This window comes from Streptomyces sp. NPDC027189 (assembly GCF_055566975.1).
This window is the reverse complement of sequence record NZ_JBVHRI010000001.1, coordinates 144,867-159,636: the sequence shown is the minus strand read 5'-3', so window position 1 is coordinate 159,636 and position 14,770 is coordinate 144,867. Positions and strand designations below refer to the sequence as shown.

The 14,770-nt window shown below is 71.1% G+C and carries 13 protein-coding genes; 8 read left to right on the top strand and 5 right to left on the bottom strand.

Annotated features, from left to right (window positions below; translation table 11 throughout):
• Nucleotides 1-30: 30 nt before the first annotated feature.
• Both ACZ4RZ_RS00725 and ACZ4RZ_RS00720 read right to left on the bottom strand, forming a co-directional pair.
• Complete coding sequence (locus ACZ4RZ_RS00725; RefSeq protein WP_054236710.1) at nucleotides 31-768, bottom strand: response regulator transcription factor; 738 nt, start codon at nucleotides 766-768, stop codon at nucleotides 31-33.
• Between the two features lie 113 nt (nucleotides 769-881).
• Nucleotides 882-1,559 (bottom strand): spermine/spermidine synthase domain-containing protein, encoded by a 678-nt coding sequence (locus ACZ4RZ_RS00720; RefSeq protein WP_467741907.1) that lies wholly within the window; start codon nucleotides 1,557-1,559, stop codon nucleotides 882-884.
• Nucleotides 1,560-2,271: 712 nt separating this feature from the next.
• On the opposite strand from ACZ4RZ_RS00720, the gene ACZ4RZ_RS00715 reads away from it, so the two are divergent.
• Both ACZ4RZ_RS00715 and ACZ4RZ_RS00710 read left to right on the top strand, forming a co-directional pair.
• Nucleotides 2,272-2,493 carry a TetR family transcriptional regulator C-terminal domain-containing protein gene (locus ACZ4RZ_RS00715; RefSeq protein ID WP_467740690.1) on the top strand — a complete coding sequence of 74 codons (222 nt, stop codon included), beginning with the start codon at nucleotides 2,272-2,274 and terminating at the stop codon, nucleotides 2,491-2,493.
• Between the two features lie 103 nt (nucleotides 2,494-2,596).
• Complete coding sequence (locus tag ACZ4RZ_RS00710) at nucleotides 2,597-3,622, top strand: rhomboid-like protein (RefSeq protein WP_467740688.1); 1,026 nt, start codon at nucleotides 2,597-2,599, stop codon at nucleotides 3,620-3,622.
• A 232-nt stretch (nucleotides 3,623-3,854) separates the two neighbouring features.
• Here ACZ4RZ_RS00710 and ACZ4RZ_RS00705 read toward each other — a convergent pair whose 3' ends face one another.
• Nucleotides 3,855-4,751, bottom strand: a complete 897-nt coding sequence (locus ACZ4RZ_RS00705) for a hypothetical protein (RefSeq protein WP_467740686.1) — start codon at nucleotides 4,749-4,751, stop codon at nucleotides 3,855-3,857.
• Between the two features lie 220 nt (nucleotides 4,752-4,971).
• On the opposite strand from ACZ4RZ_RS00705, the gene lon reads away from it, so the two are divergent.
• Nucleotides 4,972-7,389, top strand: a complete 2,418-nt coding sequence (lon, locus tag ACZ4RZ_RS00700) for an endopeptidase La (RefSeq protein WP_467740684.1) — start codon at nucleotides 4,972-4,974, stop codon at nucleotides 7,387-7,389.
• 85 nt (nucleotides 7,390-7,474) lie between these two features.
• Here lon and ACZ4RZ_RS00695 read toward each other — a convergent pair whose 3' ends face one another.
• Nucleotides 7,475-8,299 carry a lysozyme gene (locus ACZ4RZ_RS00695; RefSeq protein WP_467740682.1) on the bottom strand — a complete coding sequence of 275 codons (825 nt, stop codon included), beginning with the start codon at nucleotides 8,297-8,299 and terminating at the stop codon, nucleotides 7,475-7,477.
• A gap of 282 nt (nucleotides 8,300-8,581) precedes the next feature.
• On the opposite strand from ACZ4RZ_RS00695, the gene ACZ4RZ_RS00690 reads away from it, so the two are divergent.
• Nucleotides 8,582-9,079 carry a MarR family winged helix-turn-helix transcriptional regulator gene (locus ACZ4RZ_RS00690; protein WP_467740680.1) on the top strand — a complete coding sequence of 166 codons (498 nt, stop codon included), beginning with the start codon at nucleotides 8,582-8,584 and terminating at the stop codon, nucleotides 9,077-9,079.
• 70 nt (nucleotides 9,080-9,149) lie between these two features.
• Here the strand turns inward: ACZ4RZ_RS00690 and ACZ4RZ_RS00685 are convergent, their stop codons facing one another.
• Complete coding sequence (locus tag ACZ4RZ_RS00685) at nucleotides 9,150-9,938, bottom strand: protein phosphatase 2C domain-containing protein (protein ID WP_467740678.1); 789 nt, start codon at nucleotides 9,936-9,938, stop codon at nucleotides 9,150-9,152.
• Nucleotides 9,939-10,309: 371 nt separating this feature from the next.
• Here ACZ4RZ_RS00685 and ACZ4RZ_RS00680 point away from each other — a divergent pair, with 371 nt between their 5' ends.
• From ACZ4RZ_RS00680 to ACZ4RZ_RS00665, 4 genes are read left to right on the top strand one after another with little or no spacing between them, the layout of a single operon-like run.
• Nucleotides 10,310-13,234, top strand: a complete 2,925-nt coding sequence (locus ACZ4RZ_RS00680) for a sensor histidine kinase (protein ID WP_467740676.1) — start codon at nucleotides 10,310-10,312, stop codon at nucleotides 13,232-13,234.
• Nucleotides 13,231-13,734, top strand: a complete 504-nt coding sequence (locus tag ACZ4RZ_RS00675; RefSeq protein WP_467740674.1) for a roadblock/LC7 domain-containing protein — start codon at nucleotides 13,231-13,233, stop codon at nucleotides 13,732-13,734. The genes ACZ4RZ_RS00680 and ACZ4RZ_RS00675 overlap by 4 nt, the downstream gene beginning before the upstream one ends.
• Nucleotides 13,731-14,144 carry a DUF742 domain-containing protein gene (locus ACZ4RZ_RS00670; protein WP_467740672.1) on the top strand — a complete coding sequence of 138 codons (414 nt, stop codon included), beginning with the start codon at nucleotides 13,731-13,733 and terminating at the stop codon, nucleotides 14,142-14,144. The genes ACZ4RZ_RS00675 and ACZ4RZ_RS00670 overlap by 4 nt, the downstream gene beginning before the upstream one ends.
• Nucleotides 14,125-14,763: a GTP-binding protein gene (locus tag ACZ4RZ_RS00665; protein ID WP_467740670.1), complete on the top strand. Its 639-nt coding sequence runs from the start codon at nucleotides 14,125-14,127 to the stop codon at nucleotides 14,761-14,763. Before ACZ4RZ_RS00670 ends, ACZ4RZ_RS00665 begins: the two co-directional genes overlap by 20 nt.
• Nucleotides 14,764-14,770 lie beyond the last annotated feature (7 nt).

Genomic DNA, 14,770 nt, shown 5'->3' with positions numbered 1-14,770 from the left:
CCCTCAAGAAGCTCCCGACGAAGGCCCGGCTCAGGGAGTCGGGGTCTCCAGCGCATAGCCCACGCCGTGGACCGTGCGGATCCGCTCGGCGCCGATCTTCCGGCGCAGCGCCTTGATGTGGCTGTCCACGGTCCGGGTACCGGAGGCGTCCGCCCAGTCCCACACCTCGGCGAGCAGCTGCTCGCGCGAGAGTACGGCACGGGGGGTGTTCGCGAGGCACACCAGCAGGTCGAACTCGGTGGGCGTCAGGTGGACGTCCTCCGAGCGCACCCGTACCCGGCGCTGCGCGTGGTCGATCTCCAGCTCCCCGAGGCGCAGGATTCCGCTGCGCGGCGTCGAGGCGGCCACGACGGCGCGCTCGACCCGGCGCAGCAGGACGTGCACGCGGGCGGCCAGCTCGCGCATCGAGAACGGCTTCGTCATGTAGTCGTCGGCGCCGACGCCGAGCCCGACCAGCATGTCGGTCTCGTCGTCGCGCGCGGTGAGCATCAGCACCGGCACCGGGCGCTGGGCCTGCACGCGGCGGCAGACCTCCAGGCCGTCGAAGCCGGGCAGCATGATGTCGAGGATCAGCAGGTCGGGCTGCCAGGCCTCGGCGGTGTCGACGGCGGCAGGGCCGTCGCCCGCGGTTTGCACCAGGAATCCCTCGGCACGCAGGCGGGCCGCGATCGCGTCGACGATCGTCGGGTCGTCCTCGACCACCAGCACCCGGCGCTGAGCGCCCGGCGTCGCCGCCGTGCCGTTGTGGGAGGTGTGTGTCTGCTCCATCGCCCGCCCCTGAGGTGTGCTTTCCGGAATCCGTGGGGTGATCCCATGCCTGCGCTTGACGCTTGAATGATCTGCGTCAGGGAAGCAGGGTACGGGCAGTCACCGTGCCGCGGCTATCCAGGCCTCACTGCGAGGTGTACGACGTCCGGAACGCCCCGGGCAACCGGGATCTCTTCGGTACGCACCCGCTGGAACCCGGCATTCCATAGGGTTCCTTCAAATTCCGGAGAGGGCTGTGCCGACCACACGGCGAGCACCCCGCCGGGCCTCAAGGCCCTTGCGCAGCTTGCCAGTCCTGCCTTCGAGTACAGGCCCTCGTTGCCCTCGGTGACCGTCCAGCCGGGCCCGTTGTCGATGTCGAGACACAGCGCGTCGTACGTGGCGGAGATCTCATTGACGTAGGCAACCAGATCGTTATCGACGATTTCCGTGCGTGGATCGGCGAGGGCCTCGGCGGAGATCGCGGAGAGCGGTCCGTGGAGGTGCCAGTCGATGACGGCCGGCTCGCGTTCGACGACCGTGATGCGCCCCCACCGGGGATCGGCGGCGGCGTGCGCGAGTGAGAACCCGACGCCGAGACCACCGATCAGCACACTCGGCTGCGCGCGCCCGTCCAGCGCGTCGTACGCGGCGTCGACGAGCAGCCGCTCCGAGCGGCCGTCGGAGGTGTCCATCAGGAAGCACCCGTTGGCGATGATCTGCAGCAGCGCGCCGTGTCGCCGCAGCACGACCTCGCCGTACGGGCCCTGGCGTCGGTCGATGACCACAGGGGTGTCGTACGAGGCAGGCATGGCTCCCATCCTGGCAGTTTCACCAGGATGGGTAGCCGAATTAACCCTTGAGCGCGATCCCGTGCCGGTACGGGAACACCGGGTCCTTCGTCTTGTTGGGCCGTCCGGCCGGGACGCCGCCACCGCCATGGAGCGCGGCAGTTCGAACGGCAGGCGCCCCTCGGCCCGTGCCCGCGCGAAGGCGATGTCGAGCAGGGCGGCGTCCGAGGCGCTGTAGTCGGCGACCGGGGCGGCCGCCTTCTCGGCGATCTCCGGGAGTACGGCGGGTCGTTCGAGGTTGACGCACACCAGCGTCGGCACCGTCTCCAGGAGCCGCAGGATCTCCTTCGGCTCGTCCTCGGGGAAGGCGAGCGAACCGGAGTGGAGGAAGGACTCGAAGGCCCCGGGACGCTTCTCGTACCGGGTGCGCAGGCGCAGTACCGCGAACTCCGCGTCGACGGGGTGGGCGACGACATTGCCGTACGCCGAGGCCGTCCGCTCGTCGACGCCCTGGACGTACAGGTTCGGGCGGCCCTTGAGCGGCAGCAGGTCCTGGTTGGTCAGGGCGGTGAGGGAGCGGCGCTGGGCCGCCTCGCCGAGCGCGGTGAACTCGCCCGCCCCGACGACCTCCTCGGCCCGGTCCGGGTCGACGTAGGGGTTCTCGAAGAGGCTGGTGGAGCGGTTCGGCGACACGCCTGCTTCACCCGGCGGCACACGGACGTCGTCGAGCCACATGTCCGGCCCGCTGCGGCGCGCCGTCGACGGCGGGGAGCTGAAGCACGGCACCGACACCGTGGCGGTCTCGCAGGAGACCGCCGCCGTCATGGACGGCCTCCAGATCCAGTGGGTGCTCGACCCCAAGGGCTTCGACAGGGTCGGACGCTTCCGCGCCTACGCCCACCGCCTCCTTCGCGAGATCACGGTCGAGGGGCGGGGCCTTCCGACGGACGCCTGACGCGACTTGGAAGTTGCTGTGAATCGGCTCTCGCGTGGCGTCGGTCATAGACAGGGACGTGTGGGACACGAAGGGTGGGGCGCAACGGAAGGAGCGCCTCACCGTGGACCGGAGCACCACCGCGCGGGCTGACGCCGCGCCGACCGACCCCGAGACGGGCGCGCCCCTCCTCGACGATCTTCTGGACGGGATGCCCCGCCAGCGCGGCGGCTCGGTCACCCCGCACCTCCGCTCGGCCGCGGAGGCACCGGCGTCGGTCGTGACGTCCGAACCGGTCACGGGGGCAGCGGTGCCGATCGCGTCGCGCGGACCGGGCATGGCGGCGCCTCTGATCGCGTCGCCCGAAGGGGCCGCCGCTTCGGCCGCCGCACGTGTGTCCGCCCTGGGCGCGCTCGCCGGGCGGCTCCGTACCCTCCGCCCCTGGCGGCTGTTCCCCACCCCCTACGGGACGCCTTTCACCTTCGGGTACGCGGCTGTCCTCGCCGTCACCTCGGTCGTCACCGAACACGCGGACCCCACGCTCGTGCACGCGCTGCACCAGGCATCCAGCACGGACGTCGCGCACCTCGTGCGGCACCCGATGCTGGTGCTGGTCGCGAGCGCGCTGTGGATCGTCGGCGGGATCACCTCGCCTTACGCGGTGTCGTTCCTGGTCGTGCTGACCGCGCTGGAGCGGCGGACAGGCGGGCTGCGGACGGCCGGTGTCTTCCTGCTCGGGCATGTGGTCGCCACGCTGGCCACCGAAGTGCCCGTCGGGCTCTCGGTGTTGGCCGGCCATCTGCCAGACAGCTCCCTGCACCGCCTCGACTACGGCATCAGCTTCGGCGTCGCCGCGAGCGTCGGCGCGCTCGCGGGACTGCTGTCGCCCTGGCTGCGCTGGCCGGTGCTGATCGGCTACGCCGCGATGCTCATCGGCGACCTCCTCACCTTCACCGACCCGATGACCGGCTGGGGGCATCTGATGTCCCTGACGATCGGCATCTCGACGTGGCCTCTGGTGCGGCGCTGGCAGGCGGCGCGAGTCCCCTCGTCGGTCAGCCGTTCCGGACCGCGGCGAGGCGTCGTGCCGGCCCAGGGATGCCGAGCCGGCGCTCCCGGGCGGCCGTCGCACCGTGGAGCTCGTTCGTGAGCCGGTACGGGTCGCGGCGCAGGGCGTAGTACTTCGTGTACTGCTCGTTCTCGCCGATGTACGACGCCCATTTCGTCCTCCATGGTGCGTTCGCCCCCGTCTTGCGGTCCCCGTTGGCTGTGAATGAGCTTGCAGTGTGCAGGGGTTGCCCGTGCACGCCGTTGCGGTGGTGTGGCGGTGCCCTTGCGGAGGCGTGGCGGTGCCCGGCTCACCCCGTGCCGTCCGGGTGGAGTCAGCTCCAGGACGGTGAGGTGGAGTGGGGCTGTTCGTAGGGGACGGGCCTGCCCGTGAACGCGTCGAGGAGCATGCGGTCGCCGACCGGGCGGTCGAGTTTCACCGTCACCTTCTCGAAGCGCAGCTCGGATGTGCAGGGGCCGTCGGAAGCACCGCGGATCGAGGCCGAGAAGACCACGCTGCCCCCGGTCTCCAGTACGTCGACGGCGGGGCCGTCGTCGCACGCTCCGTGCTCGGCGCGCAGGGTGACCGTCCGGCCGTCCTTCGCGACCATGTCCAGCCCGGCGAGCGGCATCAGCTCGTCCGTCTGCTGCGGCACGGGCCCGATCGGGGGCCGGGGGAGTTTCGCGGGGGTGACCGCGACGCGCTTGAGCGGAGTGTCGTAGCCCTTGATCGTGAAGTGCCAGGCGGGCACCTTCGCCGTCCCCCGGCTGGTCAGCAGGGTCATCTCGCCGAGCCGGGCACCGGTCACGGTGAGGGCGGGACCGGGGTTCCCGCCCCGGTCGAGCTTCTCGTATGCCGCTCGCGCCGAGGCGACCGGGAGGGCGAGCGAGTCGCCGTCGCGCCACCGGATCTCTCCCTTCTTCTTCGGCGCGTCGGGAAGAGAGCCGCGCAGTTCGAAGTTCTGGGTGAGGTAAGCGCGCTTGTCGGCGTTGTTGTGGAACGCCCCTTCGGGCAACTGCACGGCATCGCCGAGCGGGTAGTAGCCCCGCTGCCACACCCGCGCCGCCTCGGAGCCCTCCCAGGCGGCGGCGACCTGGCGGGCGCGCTCCGAGTCGGCGGGGGTGCCGCCGTCACGGACCTTGTCGCCCCTGCCGGGTGTCGTCTCGTTGCCGCATCCGACGGCTGCGGCGGCGACCAGGCCGACTACGACGAGCAGTTTGACGGACCGCATGATGCCCCCCGGAGGCAGACGGTGGAGTGGAGCCGAATCCGGCACCGCACCTGTGACGCCCGGGCCGTGCGCGACGTTCATTCCCGGCGCCGACCGCGCTCGGGAGCGGGGAGAGGTGATCGCAGAGCTGATCGCTGACAGCGAACGGCCCCCGGGGAACAATCAAAGACCCACGTGCATTGAGTCGGTGTAACTCAACTTGACTGCCGAAGGGGAGATCATGGCTTCGACGTCCACACCGCTCACCCTGCCCGTGCTGCCGCTCGACGACGAGGTCGTGCTGCCCGGGATGGTGGTTCCGCTGGACCTGAACGACGCCGATGTACGCGCAGCGGTGGAGGCCGCCCAGGCCGCCGCCCGCTCGACGCCCGGCAAGCCACAGGTGCTGCTGGTGCCACGCATCGACGGGACATACGCGGGCACCGGAGTGCTCGGCACCGTCGAGCAGGTCGGCCGCCTGGCCGACGGCGACCCGGGCGCGCTGATCCGCGGGCGTGGGCGCGTGAAGGTCGGCGCGGGGACCACGGGTCCCGGTGCCGCACTGTGGGTGGAGGGCACCCGGGTCGACGAGACCGTGCCCGACCCGCTGCCCGGCCGGGTCGCCGACCTGGTCAAGGAGTACAAGGCCCTCGCCACCAGCTGGCTGCGCAAGCGCGGCGCCTGGCAGGTCGTGGACCGCGTGGCGCAGATCGATGACGTTTCCGCCCTTGCCGACAATTCTGGTTACTCTCCGTTCCTGTCCCTCGAGCAGAAGGTGGAGCTGCTGGAGACCGCCGACCCGGTCGCCCGGCTGAAGCTCGCCACCGAGCAGCTCCGTGAGCACCTGGCCGAGCAGGATGTCGCCGAGTCCATCGCCAAGGACGTCCAGGAAGGCGTCGACAAGCAGCAGCGCGAGTTCCTGCTGCGGCGCCAGCTCGAAGCCGTCCGTAAGGAGCTGCGCGAGCTGAACGGCGAGTCCTCGGACGCGGAGGAGTCCGACGACTACCGCGCCCGTGTCGAGGCCGCCGACCTCCCCGAGAAGGTCCGCGAGGCCGCGCTCAAGGAGGTCGACAAGCTGGAGCGGTCCAGCGACCAGTCGCCCGAGGGCAGCTGGATCCGGACCTGGCTCGACACCGTGCTCGAACTGCCGTGGAACGAGCGGACCGAGGACGAGTACGACATCCAGGGCGCCAAGGCGATCCTGGACGCCGAGCACGCCGGTCTGGAGGACGTGAAGGAGCGGATCACCGAGTACCTCGCGGTGCGCAAGCGGCGCTCCGAGCGCGGGCTCGGCGTGGTCGGCGGGCGGCGCGGCGGTGCCGTGCTCGCGCTGGTCGGCCCTCCCGGTGTGGGCAAGACCTCGCTCGGCGAGTCCGTCGCGCACGCCATGGGCCGCAAGTTCGTCCGCGTCGCCCTCGGTGGCGTACGGGACGAGGCCGAGATCCGCGGCCACCGGCGTACGTACGTGGGCGCGCTGCCCGGCCGTGTCGTCCGTGCCATCAAGGAGGCCGGGTCCATGAACCCGGTGGTCCTGCTGGACGAGATCGACAAGGTCGGCTCCGACTTCCGCGGCGACCCGGCCGCGGCCCTGCTCGAAGTCCTCGACCCGGCGCAGAACCACACCTTCCGCGACCACTACCTGGAGGTCGAACTCGACCTGAGCGACGTCGTGTTCCTCGCCACGGCGAACGTCCTGGAGGCCATCCCGGAGGCCCTGCTCGACCGTATGGAGCTGGTCCGCCTCGACGGCTACACCGAGGACGAGAAGGTCGTCATCGCCCGGGACCACCTGCTGCCGCGCCAGCTGGAGCGGGCCGGTCTGCAGCCCGACGAGATCACGCTGGACGAGAGCGCCCTGCGCAAGCTCGCCGGCGAGTACACGCGGGAAGCGGGTGTACGAAACCTGGAGCGGGCCGTCGCGCGACTGCTGCGCAAGGTGGCGGCCCAGCACGAACTGGGCGAGCGGAAGCTGCCGTTCACGGTCACGGACGCGGATCTGCGCGGTCTGATCGGCCGGCCGCACCACGTGCCCGAGTCCGCCCAGGACCCGGCCGAGCGTCGCACGGCGGTGCCCGGTGTCGCCACCGGTCTGGCCGTCACGGGCGCCGGCGGAGACGTGCTCTACGTCGAGGCGTCGCTGGCCGACCCGGAGACGGGCGCGGCGGGCCTGACCCTGACCGGTCAGCTGGGCGACGTGATGAAGGAGTCGGCGCAGATCGCGCTGAGCTTCCTCAGGTCGCACGGCGCCGAGCTCGAACTGCCGGTCGGCGACCTGAAGGACCGGGGCGTGCACATCCACTTCCCGGCGGGCGCGGTCCCCAAGGACGGACCGAGCGCGGGCGTCACCATGACGACGGCGCTGGCCTCGCTCCTGTCCGGCCGACTGGTCCGCACCGACGTGGCGATGACGGGTGAGGTCTCGCTGACGGGTCGTGTCCTGCCCATCGGCGGGGTGAAGCAGAAGCTGCTCGCCGCGCACCGCGCGGGTGTCACGACGGTCATCATCCCGAAGCGCAACGAGCCCGACCTGGACGACGTCCCGGCCGAGGTCCTGGAGAAGCTCGACGTCCACGCTGTCACGGACGTCCGACAGGTCCTGGAGCTGGCGCTGTCGCCGGCGACGAACGGCGCGACGCCGGAGGTTCCGGTGGCGGCGTGACGGACGCGACCGGAAAGGGAAGGCCCGGGTCCCGTGAGGGAGGCCCGGGCCTTCGCCGTGCGCGCGGTGCCAACGCACGGGTGTGTCAGCCGTTGGCCAGTGCCACCACCCGGTCGAGCGCCCCGTTGAACTTGTCGTGGTCCCCGACCGTCGGTCCGGACGACGTGTACTGCCACATCGTGTAGTACGACCACCCGGCCGGCAGCGTCCCTGGATCGGCCGCGTACCGCGCGATCCACAGCGGGTTGCTGGACGCGAAGCCGCCGTAGTTGCCCGTGCACTGGGTCCACCAGCTGGTCGCCGTGTAGATCACCGCGTCGCGCCCGGTGCGCGCCTTGTACTGGGCGAGGAAGCTGCTGATCCAGCTGACCATGGCGCTCTGCGTCTTGCCGTAGCAGGCGGCCCCGTACGGGTTCCACTCGATGTCGAGCGCGCCCGGCAGCGTCTTGCCGTCCTTCGACCAGCCGCCGCCGTGGTCCACGAAGTAGTTCGCCTGGGTGGCGCCGGTCGTGGTGTCGGGGGTCGCGAAGTGGTACGCGCCGCGGATCATGCCGACGTTGTACGAGCCGTTGTACTGCTGGGCGAAGTACGGGTTCGTGTAGTACGTGCCCTCGGTCGCCTTGGTGTAGGCCCACCTGACTCCGCTGCTCCACAGGGTCGACCAGGCGACGTTGCCCTGGTGGCCGGAGACGTCCACACCTTCCGTCTGCGTGGCGTCACCGCCGCTCGGCGTACCTCCCTGACCGTCGTGCGCGACGACGCCCATGCCCATGTGGGCGGAGCCGCGGGCGGGGGCGTCGGCCGCGGAGGAGGGCAGGGTGAACAGGAGGGAGAACGCGGTGAGCAGGATTCCTACCGCGAGCGGGCGCAGGCGGTGGGGTGTTGCGGGTCTGTGTCTGTGCACGGGCATGTCGTGCCTCCGAAGAGATCGGTGGTGCACGGGGGTGCTCGGTGGGGGGAACGCTGACGACAGGCGCACGCTCGGGTGGGGGGTCAAGTCCTCGTCGACTTGTTGATGGCGTGGGCATGCCACTGATTGCCTGATAGAGAAGCTACGCACGTAGAAGACGGCGTGGGAAGAGGGCCCGGAGGCTGCCGTTGGTCTACGCCTGCGAAATACTGGCGGAGCTGCGGCAATAGCGGATTTCGGCGGAAACTTTCAGAATCGGGAAACCGGGTCAGGGGTGCTGACGTGCACGACAACGGAAACGGCGGCGGGCAGCGTGTCGAATCCGCGGCGTCGGGAAGTGGTGTGGACCAGGAATTCCCGGCGCTGGAACGCGAGTTGACCGTGTTCCTGCGGCGCGCCCGGGCCTCCTCCGGCGAGATGGCCCGCGAGGTCCATCCCGACCTGGAGTCCTCCGCGTACGGACTCCTCTTCCGGCTGGAGGAGTGCGGCCGGCAGCGTGCCACCGAACTCGCCGCCTACATCGGCGTCGGCAAGGCCACGATGTCCCGTCAGCTCCGCGCCCTTGAAGACCTCGGCCTGGTGGCCCGCGAGCCCGACCCCGCCGACGGCCGCGCCTGGCTCGTCCACCTCACGGAGGAGGGCCGGGAGCGCTTCCGGAAGGTCCGGGAGGCCCGCCGGGCCCGCTATGTCCGACAGCTCGCGGGCTGGGACCCCCGCGAGGTCGCGGAACTGGCGCGGCTGCTGCACCAGCTCAACACGGGGATGGAACAGCAGCGCTAGGCCCCGCAGGCCGGCCTACGCTTCCCTGGCCCCGGTCCGGCTTGAGCTTCCCGGGCCCGGGCCCGCCGGCTCACAGCTCCACGAACACCACCGTCGCATCGTCATGCGTCTTGCTCCGTCGCAGATGCACCCGCTCCTCCGCGTCCGCGGTCTCCAGTGCCCGTACGCGGTTGACGAGCGCCTGTGCGCCCTCCTTGCGTACGAGGGTGAACAGGGCGGCCCAGTCGCCCTCGTGGAACTTCTCCACCCAGCGGGAGGCGCCGTCCGTGAGAGCGGTCAGGGCGCGGACGGATGTGCGTGGCAGCGTGCCGGTCACCGCGCGGGAGGCCACCGAGGGATCCGCTGCCGCCGTGAAGAAGCCGCCCTCCTTGTTGCGAACGGTCGTGTCGGCGACGGCGTCCGTGGCGAGGGAGGCGCGGGGAAGGCGGGAGAGGCGGTCGTCCAGGAGTGCGGTCACCTCGCCCGTGAGGGGCTCCACCAGCAGGGCGGAGTCCGAGAGGACCAGGTACTCGACCTCGGCGGCGGACCATCTGGCGAGGACCACGGTTGCCTGGGGTGTCCGTGGGTGAGAAAGGTCACAGGTGTCGGCGTGGGTGTCGGCGACTCGGCGAATGGCCCCGGAGAGGACCTCCGGCAGGGTCAGATCCCGGCGGGAAAGGGACAGTTCGGTCAGGGCTCCGCCGAGGCGCGCGGAGAACCACGCGACGGAATGCAGACAGCCGTAGTCGCCCCGAGGGGGTGTCACGCCGTCCAGGACGACCAGCGAACCCCCCTGTCCTGAGGCCGGAAGGCCGACCGATGCGAAGTCCTCATTGGGGCGGTCCGGGTCGCCGGGCTCCGAGACGAGTTCAGTGCGCATCCGGCCAGTCTGCACGAGCCCTTCACAAGGTCCACGAAAGGCTGGCATCCGTTGCCGGACGGGTGCGGACCACCAGCTCAGGCGCCGGGTTTGGCATGGAATGATCGACTCCGGTCAAGCGTGGCGGCGAATACTGCCAAAGCGCGTCGCCGACGTCCAACCGGCCCGCCGGTCAAGGCCGTCGAACACGCCGGAGGAACTTGCCCGGCAACTCCCGTCCGAGGTTCACTCCTTCGGGTGGCGGGCCAGATGATGCGGGGTCACTGCCCACCGGCACTGGGAGGGTCGGGAGCCGTACCGGGCGGACGCCCCAGTTGACGGGACGTCATCACCCGGGCCCATGGGTACACGAGTCAGGAATGCGAGCACCGGTGCAGAAGACGCGGCCGAGGCGCACAGGCAAGCAGGCGGCCTCCAGCTCAACCGGGGGCGGTGCCACCGGCGACACCGCCGACTCCACGGGCAGGGGTCGACCCGCCCACGTACGCAACCGGCTCATCGTCGCCGTGGCGGTCGTCGCGGCCGCCATCGCCGGTGCCGGGGCCCCCACGGTGCTGGCCGCCTCGGGGCAGCTGAACGACTCCCAGAACCTGGTGACGCTCGCGCAGCGGACCCAGCAGGCGCTGACCCTGGCGCACTCGCTGGCCGACGAACGGGACGAGGTCACCTCGTACATCGCCGCCGGAAGGCCGAAGGCCAAGGCCCCCTCCGAGCAGCGCGGAGCCCGTGTCGACCGGCAGGTCGAGGAGTTGCGGGCGGACGAGGACGCCCCCGCCACGCTGCTCAAGGACCTCGACTCCATCGCCTCCCTGCGCAGAGCGGCGCTCACCGGGAAGAGCACCGCTCTCGAAGCGCATCAGGCGTACTCCGGTGCCATCACCGAACTCCACGCCCTCGCCGAGGACCTGGCCGACCAGCTGCCGCCCCGCGCGGGCTCCGGCGCGCACGCCCTCGCCGAGCTGGACTCCGCGGTCCAGCAGTCCGCCGCCGCCCGCGGACTGCTCCTCGCCGCCCTCAGCATCCCGCGCACCACCCAGACCACCATCAACCCGGTCACCGGTCTGCCGACCACCACGAGCGCCTCCTCGGCCGCCGACACCAAGCAGCGCGACACGCTGAGCGCCGCGGCCCAGCAGGCCCGGCTCCGCTCGGACGCGGCCCTCGCCGACTTCCGCGAGGCGGCGCCCAAGGCCGCCACGTCCTCGTACGACTCCACGGTCACCGGGCCTGACGTCGGCAGTGCCGACAAGTACCTCGCGAGCCTCACCGACCAGCCGACGCTCTCCGACGCCGAACTCGACACCAGCACCAAGAAGCTGGACGCGGCCCTGTCGGCCCGCGTCGAGCTGATGCGCGGCGCCGAGGCCTCCCTCAACGACCACCGCACCAAGGACCTCGAACGGCTGCGGGACGACGACGTCACCGCGCTGGAGATCCGGATCGCCCTCATCGGCACGCTGCTGCTCGTCGCGGTCGGCGTCTCGATGGCCATGGCCCGTAGTCTCACCCGCCCGCTGGCCGTGCTGCGGATCGGCTCGGCCCGCCTGGCCGCCGACCCGGGCGCCGAGGAACCGGTCAAGTTCACCGGCCGCAACGACGAGTTCGCCCAGGTCGTCCGCTCCGTCAACGCGCTGCACGCGCACGCCGCCGCACTCCACGAGCGGCTCGCGACGCTCGAAGGAGACCGCAAGCACCTCATCGGGCAGCGTCAGCTGATGGCCGACGAGCGCGACCGGCTGCGTGCCGAACTCGCGGATGCGGCCACCCACCTGGAGCAGGTGCGCGGCACCATCCACGGCACCTTCGTCAACCTCGCGCTGCGCACCCTCGGCCTCGTGGAGCGCCAACTCGGCGTCATCGAAGGCCTGGAGGACCGCGAGCAGGACCCGGACCGCCTCGCCACGCTCTTCAAGCTCGATCACTTCGCCACCGTCATGCGGCGGCACAGCGAGAACCTGCTCGTCCTCGCGGGCGCCGAGCACGTCCAGCACCACGCGGGTCCCGTCCCGCTCGTCGATGTCGTGCGCGCCGCGGTGAGCGAGATCGAGCGGTACGAGCGGGTTCGCATCGCCGTGCTGCCGCCGCACGCGCACCTCGCCGGTTTCGCCGCCGACGACATCAGTCACCTCGTGGCCGAACTCCTGGAGAACGCCTCGTCGTTCTCGCCGCCCGACCTCGCCGTCGAGGTCTCCGGCTGGCTCCTGGAGAGCGGCGAGGTGATGCTCTCCGTGCAGGACGAGGGCATCGGCATGACCGCCGAGCGGATGAGCCAGCTCAACTCCCGCCTCTCGGACTTCGATCCGGAGGACGCGTACGACCTGGAGGGCGGCGACGGCCTCGGGCTCGGCCTGTACGTGGTCGCCCGGCTCGCCCACCGGCACGGCGTACGGGTCCAGTTGCGCGAGCAGAAGCAGGGCGGTGTCGCCGCGGTGGTCGTCCTGCCGAAGGCGATGCTCGCCGCCGCGCCCGCGGTGACCGCCCCCACGACCACCCGGCTGGGGGGCAGCGCGTCCTCGGTGTCACTGCCCGGCGCGGACGCGGAGGCGAACTCCAATGTCCTGAGGGGCCGTTCGGTCCTGGCGGCATCGGAACCCGCGGGCGACGAGGACCCACTGATCGCCGCGGCGGAAGAAGCCGTACGGGAGGCTTCCACGGAGGAAGGGGCGGTACGCGAGGATGCCCAGGAGCCCGGCGCGGAAGCGGCGGCTCCTGAATCCGGGGCGTCGTACGAACCCGAGCCCACGCCGGAGCCGGAGCTCATGCCGGAGCCGGAGCCGGAGCCCACGCCGGAGCCGGCGTCCAGGCCGGAACTCGCTCCCGAGACCACGATGGAGCTTCTGCTCCCGGAGCCCCGGGCCGAAGCGCCCGGTCCCGAACGCGCCCCGGCGGCGGCCCCGGCCCATCCCACCCCGGAAGTCCACCTCCCGGCCCAGACCACCACCGATCCGTACGCCATCGGCCCCGACACCCACGAACGTGTCCCGGACGAGGGCCCGCGGCTCACCGACAAGGGCCTGCCCAAGCGGACGCCCAGGATCTCCGCGCCCCCGCCGGCCCCGAAGCCGCGCACGGGCGGCGTGGACGCCGAGACCCTGCGCCGCAGGCTCGGCGGTTTCCACCGGGGCGCGCTGGAGGGCCGCCGCGATGTGGAGGCGGAGATCGCCGAACAGACGACCGAGATGAACGCACCCGCAGCTCAGGGGCCGGCAGCGCACGCGCCCGCAGGATCCACGTCCAACGCGCACGCGCAGGACGTAGAAGCATCGGGGGGCACAGTCGAGGAGGCAAGCAGTTGACCGCGCCCAGTACCTTCGGCCTGAGCAGTGAAGCCCGCAATCTGCACTGGCTGCTGACGAATCTCGTCGAGGAGGTGCCGGGCCTCCTGTCGGTCGCGGTCGTCTCCTCCGACGGCCTGCTGCTGCTCTCCTCCGACCCGGGCAGAAACGCGGAGGCGAGGACGGCCCAGACGGACCGGCCGACGGGCCCCAAGGGCTCTTCCGCCGACCTCGCCACCATCGTCTCCGGCATCGGCAGCCTCACCATCGGCGCCGCCAAGCTGATGGACGGCGGCAACGTCAAGCAGACGATGGTCGCGATGGACGAGGGCAGCCTCTTCGTCATGTCGATCAGTGACGGCTCGCTGCTCGGCGTGCACGGCTCCCCGGACTGCGACATGAGCGTGGTGGCGTACCACATGGCGCTCTTCGTCGGCCGCGCCGGACACGTCCTGACCCCCGAACTGCGGAGTGAACTCCGAAAATCCCTGGAGACCGAGTCGATGGGGAGCGCCCGATGAGTACGCCGAGCACGCCCAGCACGCTTCCCGTCCGCGGCGGCGACCGTAAACCCGCCCGCGTACGCCCTTACTCGCTCACCGGCGGCCGTACCCGCTTCGGACACGTTCTCCTCGTGGAGACGTTCGTGGCGGCGCTCGAAGCCCCCGAGGAGCGCAAGGAGCTGACTGGGGGAGGCCCGCTCTCCAACCGGGTGATGCCCGAGATGCGGGCCATCGTCGAACTCTGCCGCCGGATGCGTACGGTGGCCGAGGTCGCCGCCCTCCTCAGGATGCCGCTCGGCGTGGTCCGCGTGCTCCTGAGCGACCTGGCGGACCAGGGAAAGATCCGTGTGTACGGAACAGGTCACGGCCCGGGACAGCCGGACCGCGCTCTGCTGGAAAGGGTGCTGAGTGGACTCCGTCGTCTCTGACGCCGCCCCGGGCGTCGCCCCCCTCCTCGACGGCGAGGAGAATCTGCAGGCCTGGCAGACGGACCGCAGCCGCGCGCCGATCGCCACCAAGATCGTCGTCGCGGGCGGCTTCGGCGTGGGCAAGACCACGCTGGTCACCGCGGTCTCCGAGATCACGCCCCTCCAGACGGAGGCGCTGATGACTCAGGCCAGCGAGGACACCGACGACCTCACCGGCACGCCGGACAAGCTGACCACCACCGTGGCCATGGACTTCGGGCGCATCACGCTCGACGACGACCTGGTGCTCTACCTCTTCGGTACGCCGGGCCAGCAGCGGTTCTGGTTCATGTGGGACGACCTGGTGCGCGGCGCGATCGGCGCGGTGGTCCTCGCCGATACCCGCCGCCTGTCGGACTGCTTCCCGGCGCTCGACTACTTCGAGAGCTGCGGACTGCCGTACGTCGTCGCCGTCAACCACTTCGACGGCAGCGAGCGGTTCGAGCCCGCGGACGTGCGTGAGGCCCTCACGGTGCCCGCGCACATACCTGTCATGATCATGGATGCCAGGCACCGGATCTCGGTTGTCGAGACCCTGCTCGCGCTGGTGGGGCACGCGCTCGACGTGAGCCCCGAATAAGACGTAC

What these genes read in the sequence shown, in the direction of transcription:
- ACZ4RZ_RS00725 (WP_054236710.1), bottom strand. Translation starts at nt 768, where the DNA reads ATGGAGCAGACACACACCTCCCACAACGGCACGGCGGCGACGCCGGGC.
- ACZ4RZ_RS00720 (WP_467741907.1), bottom strand. Translation starts at nt 1,559, where the DNA reads ATGCCTGCCTCGTACGACACCCCTGTGGTCATCGACCGACGCCAGGGC.
- ACZ4RZ_RS00715 (WP_467740690.1), top strand. Translation starts at nt 2,272, where the DNA reads ATGTCCGGCCCGCTGCGGCGCGCCGTCGACGGCGGGGAGCTGAAGCAC.
- ACZ4RZ_RS00705 (WP_467740686.1), bottom strand. Translation starts at nt 4,751, where the DNA reads ATGCGGTCCGTCAAACTGCTCGTCGTAGTCGGCCTGGTCGCCGCCGCA.
- lon (WP_467740684.1), top strand. Translation starts at nt 4,972, where the DNA reads ATGGCTTCGACGTCCACACCGCTCACCCTGCCCGTGCTGCCGCTCGAC.
- ACZ4RZ_RS00695 (WP_467740682.1), bottom strand. Translation starts at nt 8,299, where the DNA reads ATGCCCGTGCACAGACACAGACCCGCAACACCCCACCGCCTGCGCCCG.
- ACZ4RZ_RS00685 (WP_467740678.1), bottom strand. Translation starts at nt 9,938, where the DNA reads ATGCGCACTGAACTCGTCTCGGAGCCCGGCGACCCGGACCGCCCCAAT.
- ACZ4RZ_RS00670 (WP_467740672.1), top strand. Translation starts at nt 13,731, where the DNA reads ATGAGTACGCCGAGCACGCCCAGCACGCTTCCCGTCCGCGGCGGCGAC.